A 26,626-nucleotide genomic window follows, 5' to 3' on the forward strand; every position below is an offset into this window, starting at 1 on the left:
TTTTCAACTGAGCAGCTTCATCAAGAATGCCAAAGTCGCAAAATGAAAAAAGGAAGTAAAGTGTCGGCTCAAATAATACCCAAACTTCAGAAACTCGCAGAAGCCTCAAAGAAATTGAGTATCAGGCATTATGATCAAGGGCGCTCTCAAGCCAAGGATAAAGAAGCCGATCGGTTGATTAGGGCAGCACCTATGGGCTTGAGGGATGGGCTTCGAAAGGAATATGAACTGCTTAAAGAACAAGCAATGTCAACGATTACAGAGGATGATATAGAGGCAGGACTTGTTGAGAGGCGAAAGATTGCGGCGGAAGTGTTTGGGTAAACAGCGTGAGAAGGAAAATGATGATGGGTAAAATAAAGAGTTTGGTGTTTGGAATATTGTTTATTGTTTTTGCGATACCCATTGCTAAAACATTAGACAATATAAACCGTAGCTTTATGATTGCCAGTGGCACACCAGTAGCTTTAGCAAAGGAAATGGACGGATCACGAGTGGTTGATATTCTAAGAGAAGGAAGTGCTTCATGGAGTACATTGCCTGAGAAGGATAAACGCAAAGCTCACAAACGGATGACAGCCCATCCAGAAGAAAAGGCAATGAAAATAATTGAAGACTTACATGCCAGGAATGCGAAGAGTGCAAAGGATATGGCGACTCTTTGCGAGCAATTTAAACAGCTTCAGATCACCCCGACAAAAGATCAAGAACGAGCTGGGCTTCATCTTATTCAACTTCAAAGAAGTAAATTTTCTGCAAGGGATCTTGAAGCTGCCGTTTATCTTCAAACCAATGAGGGTCGTCTAAAGCCGCCATTGTTACTGCCTTCGTTAGAGGAGATCAATGCTGCTAAACGTTTAATTGAGTTAAATCTTAAAATTACCCGAAAGAAGCTTGAAGCAACGCTTCATCTTCAGACCAATCAAGGTAATGCGTTGAAAACGACCATCTTAGCTCCAAGTGCTAAAGAAATTAAAGCCGCCAAATCATTGAAAGCTCGCGCTGATGTCTTTACAACTGAGCAACTTCATGAAGAATGCCAACGTCGGGAAAAGAATAAAGGAAGTAAAGTATCGGCTGAGATAAAGCCGAAACTTCAGAAACTCGCTGAAGCCTCACAGAAGTTGAGTATCAGGCATTATGAACAAGGGCGCTCTCAAGCCAAGGATAAAGAAGCCGATCGGTTGATTAGGGCAGCGCCGATGAACTTGAGGGAAGGGCTTCAAAAGGAGTATGAACTGCTTAAAGAGCAAGCGATGTCAACGATTACAGAGGATGACTTAGAAGCAGGCCTTGTTGAGAGACGAAAGATTGCGGCGGAAGTGTTTGGGTAAACAGCGTGATGAGAACAATGATGAAATTAAAAAGAATACGGATCTTAGCGTTAAGTTTGGTATCTATCTCTTTTTTTACGAGTGAAAGTCATGCTGCAGACTCAGTAATGGATAGATTGGTTCTTCGGGGTATATTAAATAAACATGTAGAAATGTCAGAAGTGCCTACTCTAATGCAACATTTTCCAATTCTGCACGTTGCTAAAGTTCGCTCGGACTTTCACAATCCAAAGATCACCGTTTCTAAACTTGTTGAGGTAATCAATTCGGCCGTTCCAGGAACTGATGCAAATGTCATTATCGATCGTCTTTTGGTGAACAATCTATTTGCTGAGCCTACAGTAGCTCAAACTAGATCAGCATGCTATCTACGTACCCTTCAAAAAGATGATTTCTTAGCTACAGATATTGCGGCTACAGTCTATCTTCAAACGAATGACGAGGGTCGCGGGGGTTTAGGGGCGCCTTTGTCGTCACCCACACTTGATCAAATTAATACCTCAAAATACCTACTAACGCTTCCTCTCGTGTCTTTCACTCAAGAGGATCTTGAGGCAGCTGTTCATCTGCGAACCAATCCTGGTAATGTTTGGGATGCACCGATTCTGAATCCGATGCGTGAGGAAATTAGGGCAGCTAAGACTTTAATAGCCCGTGCACCTACCTTTACAAAAGCGGAGCTTCTTCAAGAATGGCAAAGCCAAGTCACGCAAGAGATTATGCCGCAGCTTCAACGGCTAGCGATAGACTCAAAAAAGCGCGCTGTACTATATTTCGATGAAGAAAACGCGCAATTAACGGATGCCGAAGCAGCTCAGCTGATTCAGGCAGTGCCTCAACTCCTCCATGCTGCCCTTCGAGCGAATTATGATCAACTCAAACGAGACTTTGTAATTACAGATGCGCACTGGGAAGCCACTCTCGTGGAAGTGCGTCGGATAGCGGCGGAAGTGTTTGGGTGAGATTCAGGACTCTTATTTGAATGAAATAAGCTTATGCTCACTAGGGGAAATATATGAGATTAAAAAAAGCACAAATTATAGGATTCAGTTTAGCTCTGAAGGCATTCCTTTTAGTAGAATGTTGTGCGATGGATGTAGCTGTTCTTCGTTCAGTGGGTGTTGATACCGATGCCCATACTGCTTCTTGGATGTTGCAAAACAACTGTCAAATGTTCTTTGAGTACCGTGATCATGTTCGAGAAAGCGGGATGAGTGCAAAAGATTTTATGACAGCAAAACTAGAATATCCTCAAACAACCATTGTTGATATAAGAAGATATTTCGAGACGGGCGAAAAAGACTATAAACTCGGTAAGCATTTGCTCAATTTATGCTCGAATCCAACCTTCTCTCAAAAAACTGCAGGGCGCTATCTGTTCCAGTTAGCACGCAAAGAGTTCACCCTCGAAGATCTCATAGCTACCGTTTATCTTCAGACCAATGACAAGGGTCGCGGGGGCTTAGGGGCGCTTTTGCCAACACCTTCGATTGATCAAATTGATGCCTCAAAATACCTACTTGCACTTCCTCTCGTGTCCTTCACTCAAGAGGATCTTAAGGCAACTGTTCATCTGCGAACCAACCCGGGCAATGTTTGGGATGAACCGATTCTGAATCCGATGCGTGAGGAAATTCAAGCCGCTAAGACCTTAAGAGCCCGTGCTCCTCAATATACAAAAGCCGAACTTCTTCAGGAATGGCAAAGACAAGTGACTGATGAGATTACGCCAAAACTTCTCCTGCTGGCGGAAGCCTCAAAGAAACGAGCTGTACTGTATTTCGATGAGGAAAGGGCAAGATTGAAGGATGCCGAAGCAGCTCAGCTGATTCAAGCAGTCCCTCAACTCCTCCATGCTGCCCTTCGAGCGAATTATGATCAACTCAAACGAGACTTTGTAATCACAGATGCCCACTTGGAAGCAGCCCTTGCGGAGGTGCGTCAGATAGCGGCAGAGGTGTTTGGGTAAGTGACCGGGTACTCTGGTTTAATTGAAAGGGAAATGTGCTTGTTAGAAAAATACAGAGGAGATAAAGGATGAGAGGAATAAGAACATTACTCCTTAGTTTAGCATTCATGACTTTAATTTATAGCGAAAGTCAAGGAATGCAATCCGTATGGAGAGCTTGTCTTGATGAACAGCCTGGGTTTCGGGGACATAATGCAACGCATGAACAAGCAAGCTTTTTGTTGTCTGGTAGTAATTGTCGAACATATCAGAACGAGTATCTCTTCGTTCAAGAAAGTGGTATGCCTATTGGAACATATGTGGGCGCAAGACAGGCCAATCCCCAAATACCCATTCAGGATATGCGTGATAATTTTTTAGTTGATAACCGATTTGCTCAACTTGCTACTGTTCCCAATATCTCGCAATCCACTGCAGGACGTTACCTTTACAGACTGCAAAGAAAAAATTTCTCCCTCGAAGACCTGATAGCTACCGTTTATCTTCAAACGAATGACGAGGGTCGCGGGGGCTTAAGGGGGCTTTTGCTGTCCCCCACACTTGATCAAATTGATACCTCAAAATACCTACTAGCGCTTCCTCTCGTGTCTTTCACTCAAGAGGATCTTGAGGCAGCTGTTCATCTGCGAACCAATCCTGGTAATGTTTGGGATGCACCGATTCTGAATCCCATGCGTGAGGAAATCCAAGCCGCTAAAACTTTAAGAGCCCGCGCTCCTCAATTTACAAAAGCTGAACTTCTTCAAGAATGGCAAAGTCAAGTGAGTCAAGAGATTACGCCGCTGCTTCAACGTCTAGCGGAAGAATCAAAGAAGCGCGCTGTACTGTATTTTGATGAAGAATGCGCGCAATTAATGGATGCAGAAGCAGCTCAGCTGATTGAAGCAGTGCCACCACTTCTCCATGCTGCCCTTCGAGCGAATTATGATCAACTCAAACGAGATTTTGTAATCACAGATGCCCACTTGGGGGCCGCCCTCGAGGAAGTGCGTGCGATTGCGGCAGAAGTATTTGCTGACGAGGATAAAGGAGGAGAATGATGATGAAGAAGAGAAAATGTTTGGTATTAGCCTTGTTGCTTGCTGCTTTTTATCCTACTGAATGTAGAGCATCAGAATGTAGAGCATTAAATAATGCCGCATTACGTTATTGCTCAAAGTATGGTATTGATGCAGATGTTCAAACTTCCCGATATTTAATGAGCAATCGGGTATTGTTGAATGAGTATTATTACCAACTCAAGGGAAGTGGTTTAAGTGCAAAAGATTATATTATTGCAAAGCAAGAAAACCCACAAGCAACTGTCCCAGAAATACTGCAAAATTATGAGGTAGGTAAAGTATTTGCCCATCTTGGGCTCATCCCTGATCCACACCAAAAGACTGCCGGACATATTCTTTTCAAGAAGGATCGTAAAAACTTCACTTCTGAAGATCTTGCTGCTACCGTCTATCTTCAAACGGATGATGCGGGTCGGGGACGCTTAGGGGGGTATTTGCCGACACCAGAACTCGATCAAATAGATGCTGCTAAATATTTACTGGCACTACCTTTCGTGTCTTTCACCCAAGAGGATCTTGAGGCAGCTGTTCATTTGCGAACCAACCCGGGCAATGTTTGGGATGAACCCATTCTGAATCCGATGCGTGAGGAAATTAGGGCAGCTAAGACTTTAAGAGCCCGCGCACCTACCTTTACCAAAGCGGAACTTCTTCATGAATGGCAAAACCAGGTGACGCAAGAGATTATGCCGCAGCTTCAACGGCTAGCGGAAGACTCAAAGAAGCGCGCTGTACTGTATTTGGATGAAGAAAACGCGCGATTGAAGGATGCTGAAGCGACTCAGTTGATTCAGGCAGTGCCTCAACTCCTCCATGCTGCTCTTCGAGTGAATTATGACCAATTCAAGGATAAATTTGAAATCACCCCTGCCCACTGGGAAGCAGCCCTTGTAGAGGTACGTGCGATTGCGGCAGAAGTGTTTGCTGACGAGGATGTAGGAGGAGAATGATGATGAAAAAAATACAGATGATTCAAGTGATGTTCGTAAGCCTCGGGATTCTTTTTCTGACCACAATTGAGGGAAAAGCAGCTCAAAGTTTCAAACTGGATCCCGAAATGGTTCTAAAAGCAGCAAAACTAAAACAACAAAGAGAGGAATCCAAAAGAGCGGCTCTTGAAAGAAAAAAACAAAAAGAAGATGAGGATAAAGAGCGTGTCAGATTGCAAGATCAAGAACTTACTCGCAGAGCAACAACTTTTCTTCAGGGTAATTTTTGGGGCCGTAGCATGTTAAAAACCCCAACAGAACCCTTAAAAGCAAAGGATATTATTGATTTTGCTAAATATTTAACTCATTTAAAGTGGCCATACCACCCTATTACTGCATTTACTCAAGAAGATCTTGAAGCAATGATTCATCTGCGTACCAATCCGGGCAATGTGTGGAATGATGGTCCCTTTCTGACCCCGACTCTAGACGAAATTGAGGGTGCCAAAGCCTTAAGAGCACGAGTCCCTCATTTTACAAAAGAAGAACTTTTTCAGGAATGGCAAAACCAAGTGAGTCAGAGAGTTACCCCCCATCTACGTCAATTAGCAATGGATGCTAAGAGGCTAAGTGTGATCCACTATGATCCTGTACCAGGCCAGCTAAAAGACAAAGAGGCAAATCGATTAATTCTAGAGTTACCCGAGCGGGTAAGACAAAGGTTTCAAAGAGAATACCAAGAAGCAAAGGACCAAGCACCGATTAGACCAGAGGATATAGAAGAAGCCCTCATAGAGCGACGTAGGCTTGCTGCGGAAATATTTGGGTAAGAATGAGCGTTGCTGAAATTACGTCAATGAAATTTGTAACATATGATAATAGAGTAGGATTTCGAAAATGCAGGCAAATATGAGTGGTAGTTTGAACATTCTTCGTCAAGGTTTTTTGAGTTTTTTGATGAGGCTGGTATGCATTCTGCTGCTCTTGTTTAATCAATTCATATGTGTCGCCCAAGCTTTTGTGGAATATGATGAAGAGACACATATTGCCGTTATTCATTCCCCTTTACGAGAAACAGATGACGATTTTACCAAGTTGATGGAGCGTCTGTCTTCTGCGCCTCTCGATAGCCCTCAACAAGAACCTTGGCAGGTCATCAATCGCAGTGAACTTACTATTGGATTTGATTATTTTTCAAGCCTGTCTCGCTATGCAAACTTTTACAATGCGGGGGATGTGTATTGTCAGATTTATGATCAAACCCCTTCTCTGGTTCTGGGTTCCCTTTATAATGATGGCTCTATCACCTTTAAGGCTTCACGTGATGGGCTGAACCCCCTATCTCAGCTCAATCTCACAATTCAATCCCTCAAGAATGAAGGGGAAATCAATTTTGTAACCCTGGCAGCTGCGCCAACACCTATTCCGCAATTTACTTGGAACATTGGGGTAACGAAAGTTCTAGAAAATTTGGGGGCATTATTAAGTGATGATACTCTTGCCCTAGAGAATTTGAGTGATCAGGATTTTTCGCTAGAAGGATATGTTGCCTCGAATGGTTTGATTCTTAACAACATCAATACAATCCGAGCTGTGCTCGTCAGTGGCTATCACGCCCTTGCACCTGATCAGAAAGGAACAACCAGCGAAAGTGGCTTTCTCCACGTAAAATCAAACTCGACGACGACACCATTTTCTTGGGATGGGCTCGTTTATACAACAGGCGCCACAACTCTAAATCTTGCTTCAGAAAGCCCACAAGTAACAAAAACTAAAGTTGGGGCTTATTTTGATACGAAGGGGTTCGAGACAAGTGTCAACAGTCCAGGAGAATCTCATATTTCTTTTGAACAGGACCCCGTTTCTGTTGCGACGATTATGTCAAATCCTCTTATCGACATAAGAGACTATTTAATAAATATATATACGCAAGACTTCTCGGGGATCTCCTCAATTGGAAAAGATGGATTTAAGGTTTCTTTCAACAATGAAGGAACAAACCCCCGTGGATCTATCGATATATTGGGTATATATGATGTTCAAGGCCCCATAGCCGTTCAGCATAGCAAGAAGGTCTCTCTTCAAAAGGATGGTGTATTTATTTTTGGCAATAGTGTGGGAATGGACACTGAAGAGTTGACCGTTGATGGAAGCCTATTGAAAAACCAGGACTATACCAATCCTGATTATGAATTCTCAACGCAAGCAACCATTACTGTTGGAGCTAAAGGTATTTTAGAAACGGGACGGATGGTCGTTCCCGTCCTTTCGCCCTCACACCCCGCTCAACAGAAGTTGGTGAATCATGGGTCAACCCAAATTGAGGGGTTATTTCAGCTCGGAAAACTCACCGTGCATAATGACGGAAACTTTACGGTATTGAGGAATGCTGGAGGTATACATCCTCATCTGTTTATAGAAGATAATAAGGGCACAGTTCACAGTGCACTGTCTGTATCTTCATTTTATACGCCAGGCTATTTTAAGACCAACTCTCGTATTGAAGGTTCTATTCAAAGTGAAAAAGATATTCAAACAAAATTTTCAAAAAGTCAAACGGGAGCCGTAAATTGGGAACAATCCTTGAGAGCAAATGGACCTATCACTGTAAATGCCCAAGCAACCGATTTAACCCTAAAAAAGGCTGATACAAAATGGCAATCGATTGGTGGCTTCATCAAGGTTAATGGAAAAGGCCTCGATGTCGCTGAGGGTGTTGATCTTTATGCACTTCATAGCATTGGATTATTCTTCGATCCCCACGAAGGGAAAATTCAGTTTAACGGCTCTCTTAAAACTCCGGATATCTTTTTTAAATCCCACAAACTCACCGGACAAGGTCAGTTGGGGGTTCACAATGCAACTCTCGATGCTTATACGCCTCGCCCTTTCGACTTTAAATGGGGGGAGGATCTTTCCAACCTTACTTTACGATCGATGGGAAAAATTACCCTTGAAGACAAAAGAACAAACGCGAAAGAGTTTCGGTTGGGAGGGCGTCTAACGATTAATGGGGATAAGGTCGATGTAATAACCCCCATAAAAGCACAACATGGCATAAAAATGAACACTACAGCCACGAGTGAATCCTCCATTGAGGTTGGCGCAAATTTAGTTTCTCCCAAAGGAAATGTTCTTTTGCAAGGGAGTGCGGTCAAGCTTCCTAAAGATAAAAAAATCCGGGTCGTGGGGATTAATGTCATTATTGATGATCAAAAGAGTTCTTCATTAGAGCTTCCCAAATCTTCAAGAATAAAAGCTCAAGAAAAAGTAGTTGTCATAAATCCCACCAACATTAGTATCCATGCCCAAGCATCCGGTAAACAATTGCTTGCCAAATCTAAAACTGTTTTTGTGAATAGTATCACGAAGCAACCTCTTAAAAATAAACCTGGGGCAAAGGCGGCTTTTAGCGGATTTAGTGAGGGAATATATGTTGAAGGCTCAGTCTTAAGATCCTCTGTCCCAATTACAACCGGTATATTGGAGGGCAAACTTGGGGCCCTTCTTGTCAATGATGTAGACACCACCGCCTATGACCTTGAAGCCCGTTTTGCTGCCCTTGAAAAAGCAACTTGGTCCAATACTGCCCCTTCTCATTTGAGGTCTGATGACTTACAGGCAAAAGGAGCAACCATCAGAACACATGGGTCGAGTTTAACCTTGAGCGCTGGTCCCGGAGCTCAAGAATCAGGGGGAAAGAAGAAGGGCGTTCATTCCTTGGTGAATGTGGATGCGAGTCAAGCAAATATCGTTCAAGAGGTGGGGAATCTTGTCATTGGAGGGAAAACCAGCATAGGTTCTTTGGCCGCAAATCATACAACAACCGTAGCCCAAGGGAGTTCGGTGAGGATCGATAGTATTCGAACAAGCAAGGATCAACAGGCCTTTAATTTTTTTGAACCCGTTACAATAAAAGAAGATAACGTTCACCTCAAGGCGAAAACGGTTAAAATTAATGGCTTAAAACATGAAGGTGACGAGCCCTTTAATACACTTATCATTGAAGGGGGCGAAGGTGAGATACAAGGCACATATAAAACCAATTTAGGACTTTTACGTTTCGACAGGGATTTAAGACTTCATCAAGCCCATATCATGGCCAATGTTTTTGATATTCTTACTAAGAATGTAACCGCAACCGAGAGTTCCCTTGAGGCTGATGAATCCTCAGTCGTAACAAGAGGAGGTAAAGCTGACCTCAGGGGTTTAACGGTAAATTCGCAAGATCACTTTACTCTAAAGGCTGATAAAGCCAAACTGAACCCGGCGCTGATAACGACAGACGTTGCGGACATCCATCTTCAAAAATATCATAATGGCATTAAGGGGATTATCAAGCTTGCTCACGACTTGGTGCATTGCCAAAGCGTTCGCTTTGATGCCAAAAAAGAAACGCTTACCATCGATCAGCCAACCGAATGGCGTCCTAATATCGCCCTTGCTGTTAATAAAGTAGATATTCAAGAATCTTTGAGTAGTTTGGGTGCTATTGACCTCGAATCCGAAACGGGAATTGAGGTTGCAAAGTCATTGATGGCAAGAAGTCTCTCCCTCCTTGCTAAGAAGGATGACATCAGATTTTATCGCGCTCTGGTAAGGGCGACTAAAGACATGAAGATAAAAGCGGAAGAAGGGAGTGTTAAGGCAACAGCCTCTGAATTATTAGCTGAAAAGGGCAATCTTGAAGTTGAAGCCGGTCTGGATGCTGTTCTTGAATCTATCGCCGTTCGGACTGGGAATGGTGAGAACTATGCAGATCAGAAGGTTGCCTGTCGTACGGCAGCTGGACAAGACACAAGCATCATAACAGGAAGGCACATCCTTCTTAAAGGGGTTGAAACGAAATCCGGAAAAAATACACGGTTTGTAGCTGGGCACAGTATCGTTGATGCTCCGTTATCTCTTGAGTCACAATCTGTTTGGCGAAGCGATAAGGATTATTCAAGGCACAAGTATACCCATCAAGATGTCTCCCAACATAAGGCGGGGGGTACGTTCACTTCATTAGCAAAAGAAGGTAGCCAAGAACTTTATGCCCCTAAAATAGAAGCACAAAAGACAACATTATTGAGTCAAAATGGTGTCCATCTTCACGAAGTTCACTATATCCGCGAAAATGAATTCAAATCTCACAAAGAAGGGGATCTCTTCAAACAATCAAAAACGGTTCATGGAAGCAGTATCTCTGCCTGTTCTAAAGGCGCCTGCATTACAGGGACAGAGCCGACTGAAATTACTTCTGGAGGCGACATTACCCTCACTAATGTTACAAGCCGGGTCCCTAAAACAATTTTAACAACTGTCGATGGTGTTGTGAGAATTCTGTTGGGAACAAATCAGTATTCATCTTCGCGGACTGTGGAAAGTTCGAACGCTTTCTGGCAAAAGCACGGGTATCGCAATGAAAAACACAACACTTTTACACAGCCAACATCTACTGCTGTTTATGAAATTCATTCAAAGGAAGTGATTGTTGAATCTGTTCGTGGGCAAACATCAGATATCATCAAAAGAATCGAAATCGAAGGCGGAAAAATAACCCACAGTATTGTCGATGAGCTTCATCACGTTGATGCAAAAACCGTTCAGGGTCCAACAAAAGCGCTCGCTGCTGTCGTTGCCCTTGCCGTGACAATTGCTACAAACGGGGCCGCTTCTCATTTGGGTGCCATGATGGCAAGTGGGATGACGGGAGTAACTGCCACGGTTGTTTCCGGCATGACAGCCACTGCCTTTACATCCGTATGCTCCCAAGCCGCCCTTGCCCTGTTAGCCAACGAAGGAGATTTAGGAAAGGCTGCAAAAAGCCTCGCGAGTACTGCCAGCTTAAAATCACTCTTGGCTGACGTAGTTACAACTGGACTCGTTGGCAGCGGGGGCTCACAGGCCGGTCTATCATTTTCTCAACGCCTCGTGGCTAATAGCGTTCGATCTACTGTTCGAGCAGGTGTATCTTCTGCCATAGAAAATCGCAACATTGGGGAACTGTTGAAGGATGGCGGCATCAATGCCTTGGTTGATTCCATTAGCGGCTCTCTTGCTCAATGCATTGGTGAGGCCGCGGGTTCCCTACATCCCGTAGAACATAAAGTCCTTCACTTTGGTCTCGGGGCTGCTATTGGTGCTGCAAAGGATCGAGACAATCCCCTCACAAGTGCTCTGATAGCTGGTACGGCCGCCATGATGGCAGAAGTTGTGGGTGAAACGTTGGTGGATCGCGAGCAACTTCAGATCGAAGTGCTAAAGAAAATGGATCGCGAAGGACGTCCAATCACATTTGAGTCCTTTAATAGTGCCTATCAACAACAGTTGAGGCCCTATATTGATGTCACCCGTCTTGTGGTCGCGAGTGCTATTGCTGGAATGGGACACGATCCTTCCGTTGCAATTACTGCTGCAACGAATGCTTTAGAGAACAACTTTGTTATGGTTGCCTATCCAGCATACTATGGACTTGTGGCTTTACTTGCTATTGCTGCTGTTGACCAAAAGATAAATGGGGAAGCTCGAGCAAAGCATATCAAACACTTTCTCGAAAATGACGATTCTTCAAATGCAGTTGAGGGTAATACAGCAAGCAGCGCTGCTTCGGGAGCACCGCCACCGGAAGATTGGGAGCCGAAGCGTGGGTCTCCAAAGAGTCAGGAAAAACAAACCACCTCATTTGAAAGGGCAATAACTAAAGAAGATCTTGGAAAATACCGAGGGGGTGTTCTCAAAGAACTTCAAGGTTCAGTTCGTTTCGAGAGTAATACCAAAACCTACACCATTCGAATCGACAATATAGTATCTGTGGGTGGTAATCCTAGAGCAGTGGTGAGAAACTTTGTAAAAAGCGCACAGGAACATGGTGCAAATACGTTAAAGATTGAAGGCACTATTGCTAATACAGATTTATTGTCCTTTGTGCAGAAACACTATAATGCACGGACTATGGGCGCAAATGAGATTATAACGATTCCTTTGAGATGAGAAGTCACCATGAAAGTTGAAGTTGAAAAAGAAATTCCCCCTGTTCGAAGCAGAGCTTATCGCTGTCTTGCTAGGTTTGCTAAAAACTATCATAGTCTGTTGCCTGATACGACCTATTTTGACTCCGAGTATGCAAAAATTCACTACCCAGTTCAACTGGAACAACAGGAATACTTGATAGGTGTTTATGAAAATATGTTTGGTACAAGAGTTTTTGATAGTATCCCTCCTGAGGTCACAATTTGGGATAATCTAGTTATTACTGACCGAGCATTAAACCTATGTTCAAAATTCACCTGTGAGAAAATATATTTCAAAGAAATTCTAGAGATTGAGGGGCCAAAAAATAAAGAAGATGATTTAGTTCTACATATTCATCTACAAAATAGAGTAGTTGATCTGGCGATTCTCTATACGCATGGTGAAAATGGCGTAAGAAAGGATGTGTTTTTATGGTGGCAGTTTTTAAAAAGCTACAGTAGGGGTTCACGACAGGAGTGATGATGTTATTCTATCCTTCCTATTTATAGGATGTTAACTCTTTTTTAATTTGATCCTTTTCGAAGTCATCCTTAGAAGTTTATCTTTGACAGATGGGCATCATCGTACTGCAGAAATCATTAACCGCGTAAGCTCAGGCAAATTATCTCCAGAAACAATTATTAGGATACTTGTTCATGATTAGAAAAAATTTAGAAAATGAAACTACAAAGAGGTCTGAGTCTGAAATAAAGCGCATAGAAAAAGTCTGTGAGCAATTACTTTGCTTCAATCCAACAGGCGTAATGCTAAAATCTAATCAAGAATGGATACCAGCATGGTCCAGTTTGGGGCTAGAACAACTTATAGATAAAACTCTTTTGGCTCCAGATAGTCATATTAACGATCTCTTTCTAGGACTTTGGAAAGCATTAGCCGAAACAAAGGCACCACTAACAGAAACAATGACGCAGTTCCTCCTTGCCATTGTAAGATTTACATTTACACGTTACCGTTCGCAATATGAAAATGAAGATCTTGAGTGGATGGCGTCTCAAGTTAATACAGGTTGCACTGAAGCCCAGGCATATCTAACATTGCTAGCTTTACCTGTCAATTTAGGTCTAAAGTGCAAAGTAAATATCCTTAAAATCCTTGAAAATACCGATTTTAAGGAAGTAGCCCAAAGAATGTTATCTGATTAATCATATTCCAGATTCCTTAGTGAATTATCTTGTCCATAAACCCGTCAGCCACTCTCTCAAGCTCATGAATTTCAAAAAGTCGGTCATAATGTTGGATAATCCCTAGGCACCTAGAAATATGCCTGTAAGATTGAAAACTTCATAGAGAGATCAGGACGGATAGTGGCTTTTTTGCCCCAATCGCTTAGGAAGATGGTGTACCTTTAATTAATTCATCTTCAAAACATGATGTTAATGTCAGCCTTGCTTTTAGCAACCAAGTTGTGCCATAATCTGGGTGCTTCATTTTATTTGAGCGATACTTTAGAGAAGATGTTATGGATATTAGTCGTTTTAACTATTTCTCTTATCAGGATAGGCTTGATCCAATTTTAAGTCCTATAACTTCGAGGGCAAATATTAAACTTTTAACATTTAGACGGTGCTACCCGAATAGAGAACAATTTCTTATTTCAGGAAATGATCATTTTCAAAAGGTTTACTATCCCCAAGAATTATATCGACATGGGTATTTTGAAAAGGAAATAAAGAGCTTTGAGTCTGCTTTTCATTTGTGGGACCACCTTCCCCCAGATTATCCCCGTTATATCTATAATTATATGCAGAACCACCATCATATTGCTCATGGTTTAACAATCACTCAACAACACGAAGATTATTGTGATTTCTTTGTGTTTGCATCCGAACCAGGCAACACAGAAATCAATAATTTTTATATCAATCGAAAGGAACTATTTTCTGAATTCATAAAGGCGTTTTATCAAAATTTACATCCTGTTATTGAGTATCTTTCTCATCACAGATTTATTTTGCCGAGCAGTAGCATTAAAATGACAAGTAAATTTGCCCCTCTAACACCCCGACAACGCGAGTGTGGCGTTTTAATGATAGAAGGTCTGACAACAAAAGAGATTGCGAAATCCCTAAATATTTCTCACCGCACTGTAGAAGAGTATATAAATACCTTAAAATCGAAATTCGAGGCTAAAACGCGCTCTCAACTTTCCTATGAATTGCGTCAGTACATTTAAAAGAAACACGATCAAGGCTTAGGCATGAGGCGACGAAGTAGGATAAAATCTGCCTCGCTTCTCCATGAAACTAAGGAAGATAAAGCTTTAGATCTTTTTCTTGACCCAAAATTGTCAATCAGAGTGTAGCGATGATCAAAATGGGCTTGTTTGCACAAATTTTAAGATGTCTAATTCTCACCAACTGCTTCCGATATGCTTCCGGAAATTTTTAAGGCGCATTTTGAAGTTTCCCAAAGAGCTAGGACAGCTGTGGTGCCGGCTGCAGGAGTCGAACCCGCGACCTACTGATTACAAAACTGTCACTTACTTATGTGTTTTATGTTTTTTATCAATTGCTTACAAGTACTTTTATGAAAGCAAAATTTCCATTCTCTCCAAGAGGTAATATTTGGGTACATATATGAAGCTAGGCTCTTGTAAGTGCGGGCTATGAAAGTTTCTTCTCGTGCTCCCTCAAGACAGAGCGGTGCTTGTCGATGTCCAACTTAGCTATATTGCGCAACTTCCATTTTATTGCAGGGAGTAGCATTTCCTGTGCACAGGGAATTAGAAGCCACTTAGGCTGCCCAGCTTTGAAAGAGAGAAGAAACTCCTTGTCATCATCAGTCATAGATGCATGAGTTACTTCCACTACTCTATGAAAAGTATCTTGTAACACACTTATGGGGACTTCGTACTGAGTTAATCTCAAAAGTTGCTTATGGAGGATAAAGATCAAAGAGGAAAATCAATAATGGTTTGAATTTGCAACTAATACTGCACTTGACAGCGCGGCTTAAATCTAACTTAATGATACGAGATCAACTTAGTTCAATGTTAAATTTAAGAATACCATGAATAAATCAATATGGGCACCAATTCTGGTTATTTTCGAATCTTCATTATATTTTAACAACCCCACTCAAGTTTTTCAAATTATAATTGGAGCATCTATTCATGAGCAACATACCTAACTGCCCTAAATGTAATTCAAGCTACGGCTATGAGGATCGAGGCCTGTATAACTGCCCGGAGTGCGGCCACGAATGGTCAAAAGACGATGCGGATATCGAAGAAAATACAGTTCGGATAGTTCGTGATGCCAATGGTGCTGAACTCAAGGATGGCGATACGGTAACTGTCATCAAGGATCTAAAAATGAAGGGATCTTCTTCTGTGGTTAAAGTTGGAACAAAGGTTAAGAATATTCGGATTGTGGGGGGAGATCATGACATTGATTGCAAAATCCCTGGCATAGGTGCTATGGGACTAAAATCCGAATTTGTGAAGAAAGTGACGGATTAAAAATGCGAGACTCCCGAATTTAAGACTATAGATAGTGGTAGTATGCGAAATGATGCGGGGTATGGGGCAAGCGCCATTGCAGCTAAGTACATAGAGATAGAGTTAAGAGAACTGGTCTGCCCCCCAATAACAGGTCCAGAAAATCAATTTATTGCTTCATATACAGTTAATTCAGGATGATTCCCTAGTTTTTTGGGATGTACTATAACTTTGTTAAATCCTAAAGATTTTAATAGAAGGCCACACAAAATGCATAGGGATTGCCGATGTCCAAAGATCAACGATAAAATTCCTGAACTAATACTGATGTACAACAGAGGTAACAACGCCCCAAATAAGGAAATTTATTTCTTCAGTGATCTCTATGGCAGGATAATCAGGGTTATCAGGCATAAGGGTAACCATTTTTCCCTTGAGGTGAAGTCGCTTAACCGTAAGTTCTCCATTAAGAGCTGCGATAATGATATCGCCATGTTTTGGTTCGAGAGAGCGGTCAACAATTAGAATGTCATTATTATTTATTCCAGCATTTATCATAGATTCGCCTGAAGCTCTTACGAAAAATGTAGCGGCAGGGTGCTGAATAAGGTGTTGATTTAAATCTAAGGAATCTTCTTCACGATCATCAGCAGGAGATGGAAAGCCTGCTGATACACGGCTCTCGAAAAGAGGCAAATTAAGATTGCTTGAGTTTATTGGTCCCCATTCTTGCAACATAGGCTCAAACTTAAATCGGTTTTTATTTGTCTTACCCTTTAGAGAATGAATAAATTTCTCAACGTCATCCACAAGAGAAATAGGAATTCTTTTAGCAACTGTTTTTTCCCCGAAGATTCCGGAATTAACTTTTCTTCCTGCCCCAGGACGCGACCCACCTCTTCCCATTCCCATCTCCAAAACAACTAATAATCTTTATGTATAGAATATCGTACAGTTATCATAAGAAATAAACGATCACTTGTCCATAGCTTTCCTTAGTAAGCAATTTGATCCCTTGAATTAACCTGCATATCTATGGTTATTCTTTCACCCTTCTTAAGAGAACCTTTAGTTGTTCTCAGAACATAGTATGGGATTTGAAAGCTATCTGTTTTAATTAAATGTTCCAATGTAACATGATCTATTTCCCTAGTAGATATGATCTCCCCCTCAATAATTGGAGGAGGCGTACAACCAGAAAAAGCTAATCCTGTGATCAAAATCTTTATAAACTTATTCATAATAACTCCTTTCATATTTGTAATTCTCAAGTTTGCCTAGTTTTTAGCCGCGTACTTAAACATATTATGGGGACCCTATCCAAGTAATTATCCTCAGATTTTTCCCCTACAATTGTGGATAAGTTACGTCCCTAAAATGGTTGTCATAAGGGAGAGGATTGAAAGTACGGATTACCGTTGTAACAACTCCCTGAACAAAAAAATTCATTTCTTTAGTAATAGTAATTGGGCCATATTCGGGATTTGCAGATAAGAGGATCGTCTTTCCCTCTTCTATGAAAAGCCGTTTTAATTTGAATTCTCCACTAACTATTGCAATGACGATATCTCGATGCTTAGGTTTAAGAGCGATATCCACCACGAGCAAATCTTTATGATTTATTCCAGCATTAACCATGGAATATCCCGTTACCTTAAAGTAGTAGACGGACTTAGGGTGCTTGATTAAATACTTGCTTATATCTAAGTGCCTTAAAAAGGGATCATCAGCAGGAGATGGGTATCCAGCAGAGACGCCATGTTCAAAATAAGGCACTTTAAGCTTGGTGCATATAATTGAGCCAAAGAAACTTGAGCTCTTTGCTCTCGATGTTTGGGCTCTATATGTTTGGTTTCCTCGATTTATGGAACTTCGTAATTTTTGAAGTATATCTAGATTTGGTAAACATCGAGAAGATACTTCTTGAGAAGATAATCCCCCTTTGCCTGTAGGTAGGGAACAGTCCCAATGCCTAATTGAATCACTCTTATACATTTTAACCAACCTATTTCCCACTGTTTTTTGATATGTGTACATAATTCATAGCAGCAAAATAATATGTGTGTCTACAAAAAAGTTTGCCCTAGATGTTCTTTCTGAAATTTTAAGGAATTTTATAAAAAACATATATTTAGGAGAGTTGCTTGGGCTAAGCTGATTTAAAAGATGGACTCAAATAAGCAAGCTTCTCCGCACTCTGCTAAAATTTCTATTACGGTTTATAAAATGATCTCGTAGGGAATCCAACTAGAAAAGCCCCAAGAAGATACACCTGAAACAAAGACCAACTACAACACGAACGTCAAGTCCAAGAGCAGCAGGAGCAATTTCAACAGGATCTTGTTTTGAGACGGTCTTTAAGCATATAAATGTGATCCCCTCGTTTTCATCACATTTTTCTCCGAGTGCATGGGGTTATGTTCAATTTTTATTTTATACCCCCCTCCCCCTACCTTCAAGAAAAGCCGGTTATAGAATAAAGTTGCAATGCTAAGCGAAATAAAAACAGAATAAACAATGATTGATCATAATTTCTTTATTTATTTTTATTCGATTTCCCTTACATATTCTCAATGATATCCAGAGTTTCCAACACAAGAAAGGCGGGGAGATACATCGTTAGCAAAGCGGAAAAAGGGTTACATCTCAGTGCGGCCAAAGAAACCGCAGGAAAAGCTTTAACTTATGAAGGTCGAAGTCTTACGTCAGACGCTGTTATTGCTGTCAACAGCAACACAAAAAATAACCGAACACAGCAGCTTAGGTTCAGACACCACAACAACGACACTGTCTCAATCGGCTTCAGCCACTTCAACAGAATTTAGTGCTCCCCAACAAAATTTTAATGTTGGTGAGATGACGGCCGGTGGCACGGACTTTGTTGGCCAAGTGATCAATGACAACACCAAAAAGGGAATTAAGTTCGGCCCTACTTTGCAAATCTTAAGCAATCGCCAGCAAAGTGTGACGGAAAGTCCATTGGCTAAAACAGACGTCGGATGTGAATCTTGGCAGGAAGTCATGCAACCGTGTCGGTTATTGGTCAACAAAATCATCCGAAAGATTGATGATGGGGTGATTCAACTCGATTCCGTTCTGTGGGACAAAAACAGAACCGAGATCATCGGCAAGTTTGCCGAGACCACCTATCAACTAAAGCAAGGACAAACCAGCTGGGCGATCCACACCCAACACATCCCGAATGAAGTGTTATGTGTCGTCGCATTGGCAGTAACGATTGCAACGCCAGGTGTTGGAGGCTCGCTTTTCTCTTCCGCCGTTACCGGTAAGACGGGCGGCACCATGGTTGCCACAACGAGAGGTATGGCCATGGCTTCTGCGGCATTTACTACCCTATGTTCTCAGGCAGCCACATCGTTTTTAAGTCATGGGGATTTGGCACAAACCGGGAAAGACCTCTTCTCGAGCCAAGGACTTTGGTCACTTGCGAAAGCTGTGGCGACTGCCGGACTCGTCGGTGACGGCGGCACCCTGACAGGCTTAAACCTGACGCAACGCCTTGCGATCAAAGGTTTCAAAAATCTCGTGAAAGCGAGCGTCTCCGCTGCCATAGAGAAACGCGACATTGGCGAATGCTTGAAAAATGGCGGTATCAGCGCATTGGTTGATTCCATCAGTGGCGTGCTTGCTCAAAACATTGGGGAAGCCGCCGCATCCAAAACAGATCCACTGTCTCCCTTCACCCACAAAGTTGCCCACTTTGGATTGGGAGCCGCCATGGGGGCGGCCCTGGATCGGGACAATCCTCTCGCCGGTGCCGTAACGGGCGGCCTTGGCGCCGTGATCGCGGAAGTTGTGGCTGAATCATTGGTCGATCGTACCCAACTTCAGCGCGACGTCTTGAAGGAGATGAAAGAGGCGGGGATTCCAGAATCAACTCCTGGTTATAAAGAGACCGCTTATCAACAGAAATTGCGTCCTTATATGGACACCGCACGCCTCGTCGCCGCCAGTGTCATCGCCGCCTCCGAACATCATCCCGCTGCTGCAATCGCCACCGCTACGAATGCGTTGGAGAACAACTTTGCAGGTGATCCTTGGCCAGAGATCGGAAGCTTGCCCGATGAAACCCGGGAAGCTGTTCGGGAAGCCTTCGTCGAGGCAGTCGTTGAAGAGGCTGAGGGTATATGGAACGATCCTGACACTTTTGTGGAAGAAACCACTATCGGCTTTGTTCCTGGGGGAGATATCGCTCGGAAACTTCATAGGGGCGAAAGAGTCACCTATCTTGACCTTGCCAGGGAGGCAAGCGTGACCTGTATGCCTTATGTAGGGGGAGCTGTCAAAGGCGTCGGCAAGACAGGTGCCAAGATAATCAACAAAGTTGCCTTGAAGGTTACCCAAAAACTGGAAAAAGCAGCAAAGTCAGGAAAGGCTGCTGGAAGGTCGACAAATCTGGATGCCCTGGATTTGGCGAGCGTGTCTAGGCGACACGATTGTTTATCTAAATTAGCAATCCTAAAACCTAAAGAAGCAATCCTTAACAAGAGCCAAGCACGAAGAGAAGCTATGAGAAAAGATGGTATTCCAACTAGCCAACAGCCTTCAAGACAGTTTAAAACAGATGCAGGTTATCAGTATGAATATGAGGTTCCTACTTCAATGAGTGGGGCGCAAAAGAGAGTAGTAACAGATCAAACAACGGATCGAGTTGTTGGGCATAGTCCTCATTGGGAAGCTGGGAAAGCAAAAGCACCTGAACGAATGGACCCACTCGGTAGGCTGCGCGTTGAAAATGACAAGGTAAAAGTTGAATATAATAGCAAATAACAAGGAGAAAATGTGGTTATGAATGAGCAAAATCCTGATAATAAACCAGAATATATAAACCTATTATTGCGAAAGAATCGAGGAAAAACTGACCTAGAAAAAATACACAAGAGACTTATAGAAGCAACCAGCATACCTGAATTATATTTCACTTCATTAGAACAGAGAGACATTTTAAACGAAAAATTCTTTATGCTGTTTAAAAATGAAAAGGCCCGCCATGTGTTTAAGCTAGAAAACCAAGATAGCAACTTAATATTAAAAAAAATATTTAAACAACTCACAATATCACCTCAACAGTTTGGGGGAAATTTATGTTTTAGCCATTACGAAAATATAGGTTTATTGCAAATAAATACACCCCTGTTTTTTGAAAATGCACCTGTTTTATTGGAAATTGATGGAAACAGTTTGTTTATTATTGATGAAGACTTAAAAAATGGAATAATGGTGGATTATTACGAGAGCGATAACGGGCCAGGTTGGACGTATGAGCTTATTATTCTTGGTCAAAAATGGTCTGAGGCATTTTATGCATTATTAAGCTCTTTAATCAAAGAATCCATTTCTCCTGAAAACAGTACTTTGCATTAATGCAATCCAAACATAGTAGAAAAATTGTTTTAGGTAGTGTGGATTTGGTAGGAGCTAGCATGCCTCATGATTTGGAGATTATGGGGCAAATTATGAACTCTACTGAAACTCTCATGATCCATACAGAATATATAAAGAATACACCATTTCTATGGATCGGCCTAATATTTAGATACGGGCTAAAAAACGAAACAGCCCCCCATTACCAACGTATCAATAAGAAATACGGAGAATTGCCACTAGCGTTAGAACTCGACATTCGTGTCTTATTAACAGCTGACGAAACAGATCCTCTATTGCTGAAAGATTTATTGGAGATAGCTACATTAGATTCTCTCATTCACGCGGGGAGAAAATATAATCTTAAGATACAAGGTCTTTTAGAGCGCAGAAGTCGCTTGGGAAAATTTCCTGAATGGGATCCTGCCATGGATGATTTTCCAGAATTGTTAGCCCAACGATATAAGGCATCTCTCCCACTTTTACATTAGCTATTTATCGTTTAGACTTGACACAAAAACTTCAGATTATAATTTCAGATACCTCAGTACTTAAATTAATAAGATCAAGCCTCAAGAACGGGAGCATCAGCGCCCTGGTTGATTCCATAAGTGCTGCAACCGTGGCAGCTCTCCTCGGACAGGATACTTGGACAGCTGCTTTCACAGCCACCAATGCTGTTGAGAATAATGCCATCCTGATGGCCGTGGGCGCTGGGTTGGCGATCTATGAAGTCTATGAGATCTATCAGACTTATAAAAAGGAAGGCGCAAAGGCAGCCCTTCAAAAAGTCGCGATTGATGGAACGATAACGAGAGAACATTTATATTATCCCCTCCGAAAAAAAGTATGTATTCCACCGAAAGTGACTTTGGGACAAATGATAAAAATATTTATTAATTGGGGCTCAAATCACCCTGAATTTCTACATTTGCCAGCGCTTGAAGGCGTAAATTCGAGCGTAGCTGAGGCTTTTCCTTGCCAAAAGGTAGGCGAAGGTCCTAAGTAACCATGGTCTCTTTCATCCAAACTACATTTTTACAGAATTAGCGAGGATCTTTATCATGAAGGCAATCTTATCATTTATATTTGTCCTATGGTGCAACTCCTTTGTTGTTGTAGATTCTACAGCCTTTGAACCTCAAATTTTTATCACATTGGGCGAACTTAAGGAGGTCTCAACAAAGGTTCGGGGCTACAAGGCAGATCTCTCTCAAGACACTATAATTAAGCATGATATGATGGCAATTCAGGTCAGAGCGTTAATTGATAAGATTGTAACTGAAATACAAAAAGAAACAGACACTAACCTTATTGATGACCTTAAAAATATAAAGGTCACTTTAGAACAACTTCAATTGTATTTTGAACGTGATATGAATAATTCTCGGCATGCTATGAATAAGGGATATTTAAGTCCAAATGGGTCTAAAGAATTGGGTTTGGCAATATTTTTCGTTATAGCTAAAGAAGTAAGTGAAATGCGAAAGGAAAGCAGAGAACTTAAAAAAGATATAGTAAATAGGCTTGACACCTATAATTGGACTCCTATCCAGAACTAATTCGTATAATAGTTTACCCTCCGTCACGGACAACAAACACTCTCAAAAACACTCCTGCTGGTGACTTGAAAATCTTGTGCTAATGAGTCCCCCTGAAGAACACTAGGGAAACAATGGTGCCGGCTGCAGGAGTCGAACCCGCGACCTACTGATTACAAATCAGTTGCTCTACCAGCTGAGCTAAGCCGGCGCCATTAGAAATTTCTAACAGCTTTTGAATCTTATTTCTACCACTTTTCGCTTTCCTAGTTGAAAAATATGCTGAGGTGAGAGATTGTGGGGAATAAGGAACACATCTTTTCAACGAGGACACCATGAGCACAGCATCCGATTCCCCCACAAAAGAGACAAAATGTTTGATCATTGGCGGCGGCCCCGCCGGCTACACGGCTGCCATTTATGCGGCGCGCGCCAACCTCAAGCCCATGCAAGTCTTAGGCATTCAGCCCGGCGGCCAGTTGATGATCACCACAGACGTTGAAAACTACCCCGGCTTTGCGGAAACGATTCAAGGCCCGTGGCTCATGGATCAGATGCGCGGCCAAGCGGAACACGTGGGCACGGAAATGGTTGACGATATGATCGCTAAAGTCGACTTTAGCGCCCGACCCTTCCAATGCTGGGGCGACAGTGGCACCCGCTACCTCGCCGACACGGTGATCATCGCTACAGGCGCGCAAGCCAAGTGGCTTGGGATTCCGTCGGAGGAAAAGTTCCGCGGCTTTGGCGTCTCTGCCTGCGCCACCTGTGATGGCTTTTTCTTTCGTGGTAAGCGCGTGGCAATTGTGGGTGGCGGCAACACGGCTGTTGAAGAGGCCCTCTTCTTAACCAATCACGCCGAACACGTCACCTTGATTCATCGCCGCGATAGTTTGCGGGCCGAGAAAATCGCCCAGGATCGTTTGTTCCGCAATCCGAAAGTCTCCATTATCTGGAATGCCGCGATCGATGAGATCATGGGCACTGAAGCCCCTTTGTCCGTGACCTCTTTGCGCCTCAAAGATACCCAGACCGGTGCTTTATCCGAACTCCCCGCGGACGGCTTATTCGTAGCGATTGGTCACACACCCATGAGCGAGGTTTTCCGGGATCACCTGCCCACGGACAGCGAAGGGTACCTCCTGGTTGAGCCCAACAGCACCGCCACCAAAATACCAGGGGTATTTGCCGCAGGCGATGTTCAAGAGAAAGTCTTCCGCCAAGCGGTCACGGCAGCAGGTCAGGGGTGCATGGCTGCCATGGAAGCGGAGCGGTTTTTGAATCATTAGTTAAAATGAATAGCAACTGTAAAAGAGGAGTAAAGAGTTATGAGATATAAATATTTATTATTGTTACTTGTGTGGGCTGTTCTTTATGGAAATTCACTAGCTATGGAGGAGCCAATAAAAAGAGATCGAACGAATCCCTTTGCAAAATATATAGAATTCGTACCAAATGGGCGCATGATAAATTATCCTGCGATGGAAGCCGATCGACCCTTGACCTCAGAACAAAAAGCACGATTATCGCTGATTCATAAGAATAAAGACAATCTAGTATCTGGCGGGTACTCAACTGTTGAGGGTAGAGCCGCAAGTTATGAATGCTATTGTAGATGGATTATGCACGGTGCAACTATGAAACAAACTGCGGAACTAGATGGTGTTTATATCGAGCGTTTAGAAAAAATTATTCTTGAGCTATGTATCAGAGAAGTACTGAAAGGTGAGGATTTCGCTGATAGGAATGATATTTTACGGATTAAAGAGTTGGCACCTAAAAAGAAATAAGAGACACTCCTTAGGATTTAATTTAGGATTTTCAACATTTAAAGCGCCGTAAACGGCCCGTTGGGGCGACCGTTGATGAACTGGACAACATATGGGTTTTTGGTGGCATCCATTTCCTTTACCGTCCCAACCCAAATCAGCTTGCCATTGCACAAAAGGCCGACGCGATCGGCAATTTTGCGCAAAGAGGCAATGTCATGTGTGATGGTCAACGCGCTCGCCCCAATGCGGCGAACGCTATCGATAATCAGTTTGTTGATGGTACCACTCACGATGGGATCGAGACCGGTGGTGGGCTCGTCAAAGAAGATCACTTCTGGATTCGCTGCAATCGCCCGCGCCAGTGCCACGCGCTTTTGCATCCCCCCCGATAACTCTGCGGGATAAATATAGGCAGCGGACTCATCTAAATCGACCGCGTGAAGCTTTTCCAGGGCAATATTCTTTGCCACCTCAGAGTTCATCCCATGACCATGGGTTAGCGCAAACGCCACGTTTTCCCACACGGTCATGCTGTCAAACAACGCGCCCCCTTGGAACAGCATCCCAAATTTATCAAGCGCGCGTTGTTGGGCGGTATATGAAAGCCCCACAATCTCTTGTCCATCAATGTGAATGCTCCCGGAATCTGGTTGAATGAGCCCCAAGATACACTTGATGAGGACAGACTTGCCCGTCCCAGATCCCCCAATCACCACAAACGATTCGCCTGGATGAAGGTCAAGGTCAATCCCATCAAGCACAACCTTGCCGGCGAAGGATTTTTTAAGGCCACGAACGCGAATTTTAGAGGGGAGTTTCATGGTTTATTTCGAAAACAAAATAGAGGTTAATGCATAGTTCATGAACAAGATCAGGATCGACGCTGACACCACAGCACTGGTGGTTGCTCGACCCACGCCAGCTGCGCCGCGCTGGGATTGATACCCGTGGTAACAGCCCATCAAGGAAATGATTAAACCAAAGGCACCGGCCTTAATAAGACCGGAGGTTACATCTTCATACTCAAGGTATTTAGCGGTTTGGGTTAAGTAGTTGGCGGGATTAAATCCAAGCTTATAAATGCTCACCAAATAGCCCCCGAACACGCCAATGATGTCCGCGATCAGCACCAACAGGGGCAACATCACCACGCCAGCCACTAGGCGTGGAACGACAAGATATTTGAAAGGATTGGTAGACAAAGTGGTCAACGCATCGATTTGTTCTGTCACCCGCATAGTACCTATCTCTGCCGCCATCGCGGCGCCAATGCGTCCCGCCACCATTAGGCCTGCCAAAACGGGCCCCAACTCACGGGTCATGGACAGAACAACCACCGTCGCAACGGCGCCTTCTGCATTAAAGCGCGCGAAGCTTGTATGACTTTGCAATGCCAAAACCATACCGGTAAAGATTGCGGTCAAACCCACGACGGGCAAGGAGAGATAACCGATGTGAAAAAACTGATTCCCCAACTGGCGCCAATAAAAGGGACCCCGAAAAATATGACTCACGGCCGTGCCAAAAAAGATGCCGAGCCGGCCTGCGTTCATTAAGAAGACAATGAACAGACGCCCAATTGTTCTCAAACACTCAAGCACATTCAATCTCTTTAAAATTGACTCCATCATGGATGCTCCACCAAAACAAATTGTCGACTACAGTATGGGCACGTCACGTGCCCCTCCTCGCCCATCGCCAAGTAAACCAACGGATGACCTGCCTCGCCGTCAGTTCCGGTGCCGTCACAACTTACGTTTGTCGTTTCCACCCGGATAATCTCTTGCCCTTGCTTTCGTATTCCTGACTCTGGCATTGGTTTAACTCTTCATCATCCCTCATTTTCACCGCGCCAACCAAAATAATGCTTTGGCAACACCCTAAATTTACAGTATATAAACAGGAGTCAAGTTGCAAGATGTCCGAAATGACAAAAATGCCCTAATGCACCCGTAGCTCAGATGGATAGAGCGTTGCCCTCCGAAGGCAAAGGCCGGACGTTCGAATCGTCTCGGGTGCGCCACATAAAGAAAAATCCTTACGGTCAAGAGCAAAAGCACAGCGTATCTTGACCGTAAGGATTTTTCTTTATAAGCGTGACCATAAGGGATGAGAACGTCATAAAGTTCGGGCCGAAGCGCAGCGAAGGCAACGCATGAGCACAGCGATATGCGGTAAT

At 43.1% G+C, this 26,626-nt stretch carries 25 protein-coding genes and 2 tRNA genes; 20 read left to right on the forward strand and 7 right to left on the reverse strand.

Annotated elements, in window-relative coordinates:
- From K2Y18_06200 to K2Y18_06255, 12 genes are all read left to right on the forward strand, one after another.
- A partial coding sequence (locus tag K2Y18_06200; protein ID MBX9805327.1) for a hypothetical protein occupies positions 1–324 on the forward strand: 324 nt, incomplete at its 5' end.
- A gap of 17 nt (positions 325–341) precedes the next feature.
- Entirely contained in the window at positions 342–1,334 is a 993-nt protein-coding gene (locus tag K2Y18_06205; protein ID MBX9805328.1) for a hypothetical protein, read from the forward strand.
- A gap of 17 nt (positions 1,335–1,351) precedes the next feature.
- Positions 1,352–2,296: a hypothetical protein gene (locus K2Y18_06210; protein ID MBX9805329.1), complete on the forward strand. Its 945-nt coding sequence runs from the start codon at positions 1,352–1,354 to the stop codon at positions 2,294–2,296.
- A gap of 53 nt (positions 2,297–2,349) precedes the next feature.
- Complete coding sequence (locus tag K2Y18_06215) at positions 2,350–3,303, forward strand: hypothetical protein (GenBank protein MBX9805330.1); 954 nt, start codon at positions 2,350–2,352, stop codon at positions 3,301–3,303.
- Positions 3,304–3,371: 68 nt separating this feature from the next.
- The gene (locus tag K2Y18_06220) at positions 3,372–4,343 is read left to right on the forward strand and encodes a hypothetical protein (GenBank protein ID MBX9805331.1); all 972 of its coding nucleotides are present in this window, start codon (positions 3,372–3,374) and stop codon (positions 4,341–4,343) included.
- The gene (locus tag K2Y18_06225) at positions 4,340–5,314 is read left to right on the forward strand and encodes a hypothetical protein (GenBank protein ID MBX9805332.1); all 975 of its coding nucleotides are present in this window, start codon (positions 4,340–4,342) and stop codon (positions 5,312–5,314) included. Before K2Y18_06220 ends, K2Y18_06225 begins: the two co-directional genes overlap by 4 nt.
- Positions 5,311–6,123: a hypothetical protein gene (locus tag K2Y18_06230; protein MBX9805333.1), complete on the forward strand. Its 813-nt coding sequence runs from the start codon at positions 5,311–5,313 to the stop codon at positions 6,121–6,123. Before K2Y18_06225 ends, K2Y18_06230 begins: the two co-directional genes overlap by 4 nt.
- Before the next feature lie 67 nt (positions 6,124–6,190).
- Positions 6,191–12,268, forward strand: a complete 6,078-nt coding sequence (locus tag K2Y18_06235) for a DUF637 domain-containing protein (GenBank protein MBX9805334.1) — start codon at positions 6,191–6,193, stop codon at positions 12,266–12,268.
- A 9-nt stretch (positions 12,269–12,277) separates the two neighbouring features.
- Positions 12,278–12,769, forward strand: coding sequence for a hypothetical protein (locus K2Y18_06240; GenBank protein MBX9805335.1), 492 nt, complete (start codon positions 12,278–12,280; stop codon positions 12,767–12,769).
- 176 nt (positions 12,770–12,945) lie between these two features.
- Positions 12,946–13,452 (forward strand): hypothetical protein, encoded by a 507-nt coding sequence (locus tag K2Y18_06245; GenBank protein MBX9805336.1) that lies wholly within the window; start codon positions 12,946–12,948, stop codon positions 13,450–13,452.
- Positions 13,453–13,769: 317 nt separating this feature from the next.
- Positions 13,770–14,483 (forward strand): helix-turn-helix transcriptional regulator, encoded by a 714-nt coding sequence (locus K2Y18_06250; protein ID MBX9805337.1) that lies wholly within the window; start codon positions 13,770–13,772, stop codon positions 14,481–14,483.
- 939 nt (positions 14,484–15,422) lie between these two features.
- On the forward strand, positions 15,423–15,770 hold the full coding sequence (locus K2Y18_06255) for an alkylphosphonate utilization protein (GenBank protein MBX9805338.1): 348 nt from the start codon (positions 15,423–15,425) through the stop codon (positions 15,768–15,770).
- 297 nt (positions 15,771–16,067) lie between these two features.
- On the opposite strand, the gene umuD (K2Y18_06260) is transcribed toward K2Y18_06255, so the two are convergent.
- From umuD (K2Y18_06260) to umuD (K2Y18_06270), 3 genes are all read right to left on the reverse strand, one after another.
- Positions 16,068–16,655 carry a translesion error-prone DNA polymerase V autoproteolytic subunit gene (umuD, locus tag K2Y18_06260; GenBank protein MBX9805339.1) on the reverse strand — a complete coding sequence of 196 codons (588 nt, stop codon included), beginning with the start codon at positions 16,653–16,655 and terminating at the stop codon, positions 16,068–16,070.
- A gap of 89 nt (positions 16,656–16,744) precedes the next feature.
- Positions 16,745–16,990 carry a hypothetical protein gene (locus tag K2Y18_06265; GenBank protein ID MBX9805340.1) on the reverse strand — a complete coding sequence of 82 codons (246 nt, stop codon included), beginning with the start codon at positions 16,988–16,990 and terminating at the stop codon, positions 16,745–16,747.
- Positions 16,991–17,096: 106 nt separating this feature from the next.
- Positions 17,097–17,753: a translesion error-prone DNA polymerase V autoproteolytic subunit gene (gene umuD / locus K2Y18_06270; protein MBX9805341.1), complete on the reverse strand. Its 657-nt coding sequence runs from the start codon at positions 17,751–17,753 to the stop codon at positions 17,097–17,099.
- A gap of 681 nt (positions 17,754–18,434) precedes the next feature.
- On the opposite strand from umuD (K2Y18_06270), the gene K2Y18_06275 reads away from it, so the two are divergent.
- From K2Y18_06275 to K2Y18_06295, 5 genes are read left to right on the forward strand one after another with little or no spacing between them, the layout of a single operon-like run.
- On the forward strand, positions 18,435–20,540 hold the full coding sequence (locus K2Y18_06275; protein ID MBX9805342.1) for a DUF637 domain-containing protein: 2,106 nt from the start codon (positions 18,435–18,437) through the stop codon (positions 20,538–20,540).
- A gap of 18 nt (positions 20,541–20,558) precedes the next feature.
- A complete protein-coding gene (locus tag K2Y18_06280; GenBank protein ID MBX9805343.1) occupies positions 20,559–21,134 on the forward strand; it encodes a hypothetical protein in 576 nt (191 codons plus the stop codon).
- Positions 21,134–21,625 (forward strand): immunity protein 39, encoded by a 492-nt coding sequence (locus K2Y18_06285; GenBank protein MBX9805344.1) that lies wholly within the window; start codon positions 21,134–21,136, stop codon positions 21,623–21,625. Before K2Y18_06280 ends, K2Y18_06285 begins: the two co-directional genes overlap by 1 nt.
- Positions 21,626–21,642: 17 nt before the next feature.
- Positions 21,643–22,143, forward strand: a complete 501-nt coding sequence (locus tag K2Y18_06290) for a VENN motif pre-toxin domain-containing protein (protein MBX9805345.1) — start codon at positions 21,643–21,645, stop codon at positions 22,141–22,143.
- Between the two features lie 55 nt (positions 22,144–22,198).
- The gene (locus tag K2Y18_06295; protein MBX9805346.1) at positions 22,199–22,696 is read left to right on the forward strand and encodes a hypothetical protein; all 498 of its coding nucleotides are present in this window, start codon (positions 22,199–22,201) and stop codon (positions 22,694–22,696) included.
- A 114-nt stretch (positions 22,697–22,810) separates the two neighbouring features.
- On the opposite strand, the gene K2Y18_06300 is transcribed toward K2Y18_06295, so the two are convergent.
- Positions 22,811–22,886: transfer RNA gene (locus K2Y18_06300), tRNA-Thr, on the reverse strand.
- A 124-nt stretch (positions 22,887–23,010) separates the two neighbouring features.
- Between K2Y18_06300 and trxB the strand changes: the two genes are divergently transcribed.
- Positions 23,011–23,964, forward strand: a complete 954-nt coding sequence (trxB, locus tag K2Y18_06305) for a thioredoxin-disulfide reductase (GenBank protein ID MBX9805347.1) — start codon at positions 23,011–23,013, stop codon at positions 23,962–23,964.
- 39 nt (positions 23,965–24,003) lie between these two features.
- A complete protein-coding gene (locus K2Y18_06310) occupies positions 24,004–24,465 on the forward strand; it encodes a hypothetical protein (GenBank protein MBX9805348.1) in 462 nt (153 codons plus the stop codon).
- 38 nt (positions 24,466–24,503) lie between these two features.
- On the opposite strand, the gene K2Y18_06315 is transcribed toward K2Y18_06310, so the two are convergent.
- Genes K2Y18_06315 through K2Y18_06325 form a run of 3 tightly spaced genes read right to left on the reverse strand, consistent with a single transcriptional unit; the run spans position 24,504 to position 26,263 of the window.
- Positions 24,504–25,268, reverse strand: coding sequence for an ATP-binding cassette domain-containing protein (locus tag K2Y18_06315; protein MBX9805349.1), 765 nt, complete (start codon positions 25,266–25,268; stop codon positions 24,504–24,506).
- Positions 25,269–25,271: 3 nt separating this feature from the next.
- Positions 25,272–26,075 carry an ABC transporter permease gene (locus tag K2Y18_06320; protein ID MBX9805350.1) on the reverse strand — a complete coding sequence of 268 codons (804 nt, stop codon included), beginning with the start codon at positions 26,073–26,075 and terminating at the stop codon, positions 25,272–25,274.
- Positions 26,075–26,263, reverse strand: a complete 189-nt coding sequence (locus K2Y18_06325; protein MBX9805351.1) for a zinc-finger domain-containing protein — start codon at positions 26,261–26,263, stop codon at positions 26,075–26,077. The genes K2Y18_06320 and K2Y18_06325 overlap by 1 nt, the downstream gene beginning before the upstream one ends.
- Positions 26,264–26,393: 130 nt before the next feature.
- Between K2Y18_06325 and K2Y18_06330 the strand changes: the two genes are divergently transcribed.
- Positions 26,394–26,470, forward strand: a tRNA-Arg gene (locus K2Y18_06330).
- Positions 26,471–26,626: the final 156 nt, after the last annotated feature.

The sequence above is a fragment of the Alphaproteobacteria bacterium genome (genome assembly GCA_019746225.1).
GTDB lineage: Bacteria > Pseudomonadota > Alphaproteobacteria > Paracaedibacterales > VGCI01 > VGCI01.

Coding starts and splice junctions, on each gene's coding strand:
- K2Y18_06325 (MBX9805351.1), bottom strand. CDS start 26,263: ATGCCAGAGTCAGGAATACGAAAGCAAGGGCAAGAGATTATCCGGGTG.
- K2Y18_06205 (MBX9805328.1), top strand. CDS start 342: ATGATGATGGGTAAAATAAAGAGTTTGGTGTTTGGAATATTGTTTATT.
- trxB (MBX9805347.1), top strand. CDS start 23,011: ATGAGCACAGCATCCGATTCCCCCACAAAAGAGACAAAATGTTTGATC.
- K2Y18_06295 (MBX9805346.1), top strand. CDS start 22,199: ATGAAGGCAATCTTATCATTTATATTTGTCCTATGGTGCAACTCCTTT.
- K2Y18_06220 (MBX9805331.1), top strand. CDS start 3,372: ATGAGAGGAATAAGAACATTACTCCTTAGTTTAGCATTCATGACTTTA.
- K2Y18_06265 (MBX9805340.1), bottom strand. CDS start 16,990: ATGAATAAGTTTATAAAGATTTTGATCACAGGATTAGCTTTTTCTGGT.
- K2Y18_06250 (MBX9805337.1), top strand. CDS start 13,770: ATGGATATTAGTCGTTTTAACTATTTCTCTTATCAGGATAGGCTTGAT.
- K2Y18_06320 (MBX9805350.1), bottom strand. CDS start 26,075: ATGGAGTCAATTTTAAAGAGATTGAATGTGCTTGAGTGTTTGAGAACA.
- K2Y18_06230 (MBX9805333.1), top strand. CDS start 5,311: ATGATGATGAAAAAAATACAGATGATTCAAGTGATGTTCGTAAGCCTC.
- K2Y18_06285 (MBX9805344.1), top strand. CDS start 21,134: ATGCAATCCAAACATAGTAGAAAAATTGTTTTAGGTAGTGTGGATTTG.
- umuD (MBX9805339.1), bottom strand. CDS start 16,655: ATGGGAAGAGGTGGGTCGCGTCCTGGGGCAGGAAGAAAAGTTAATTCC.
- K2Y18_06280 (MBX9805343.1), top strand. CDS start 20,559: ATGAATGAGCAAAATCCTGATAATAAACCAGAATATATAAACCTATTA.
- K2Y18_06275 (MBX9805342.1), top strand. CDS start 18,435: ATGAAGGTCGAAGTCTTACGTCAGACGCTGTTATTGCTGTCAACAGCA.
- K2Y18_06245 (MBX9805336.1), top strand. CDS start 12,946: ATGATTAGAAAAAATTTAGAAAATGAAACTACAAAGAGGTCTGAGTCT.
- K2Y18_06240 (MBX9805335.1), top strand. CDS start 12,278: ATGAAAGTTGAAGTTGAAAAAGAAATTCCCCCTGTTCGAAGCAGAGCT.
- K2Y18_06210 (MBX9805329.1), top strand. CDS start 1,352: ATGATGAAATTAAAAAGAATACGGATCTTAGCGTTAAGTTTGGTATCT.
- K2Y18_06310 (MBX9805348.1), top strand. CDS start 24,004: ATGAGATATAAATATTTATTATTGTTACTTGTGTGGGCTGTTCTTTAT.
- K2Y18_06215 (MBX9805330.1), top strand. CDS start 2,350: ATGAGATTAAAAAAAGCACAAATTATAGGATTCAGTTTAGCTCTGAAG.
- K2Y18_06315 (MBX9805349.1), bottom strand. CDS start 25,268: ATGAAACTCCCCTCTAAAATTCGCGTTCGTGGCCTTAAAAAATCCTTC.
- K2Y18_06255 (MBX9805338.1), top strand. CDS start 15,423: ATGAGCAACATACCTAACTGCCCTAAATGTAATTCAAGCTACGGCTAT.
- K2Y18_06225 (MBX9805332.1), top strand. CDS start 4,340: ATGATGATGAAGAAGAGAAAATGTTTGGTATTAGCCTTGTTGCTTGCT.
- K2Y18_06235 (MBX9805334.1), top strand. CDS start 6,191: ATGCAGGCAAATATGAGTGGTAGTTTGAACATTCTTCGTCAAGGTTTT.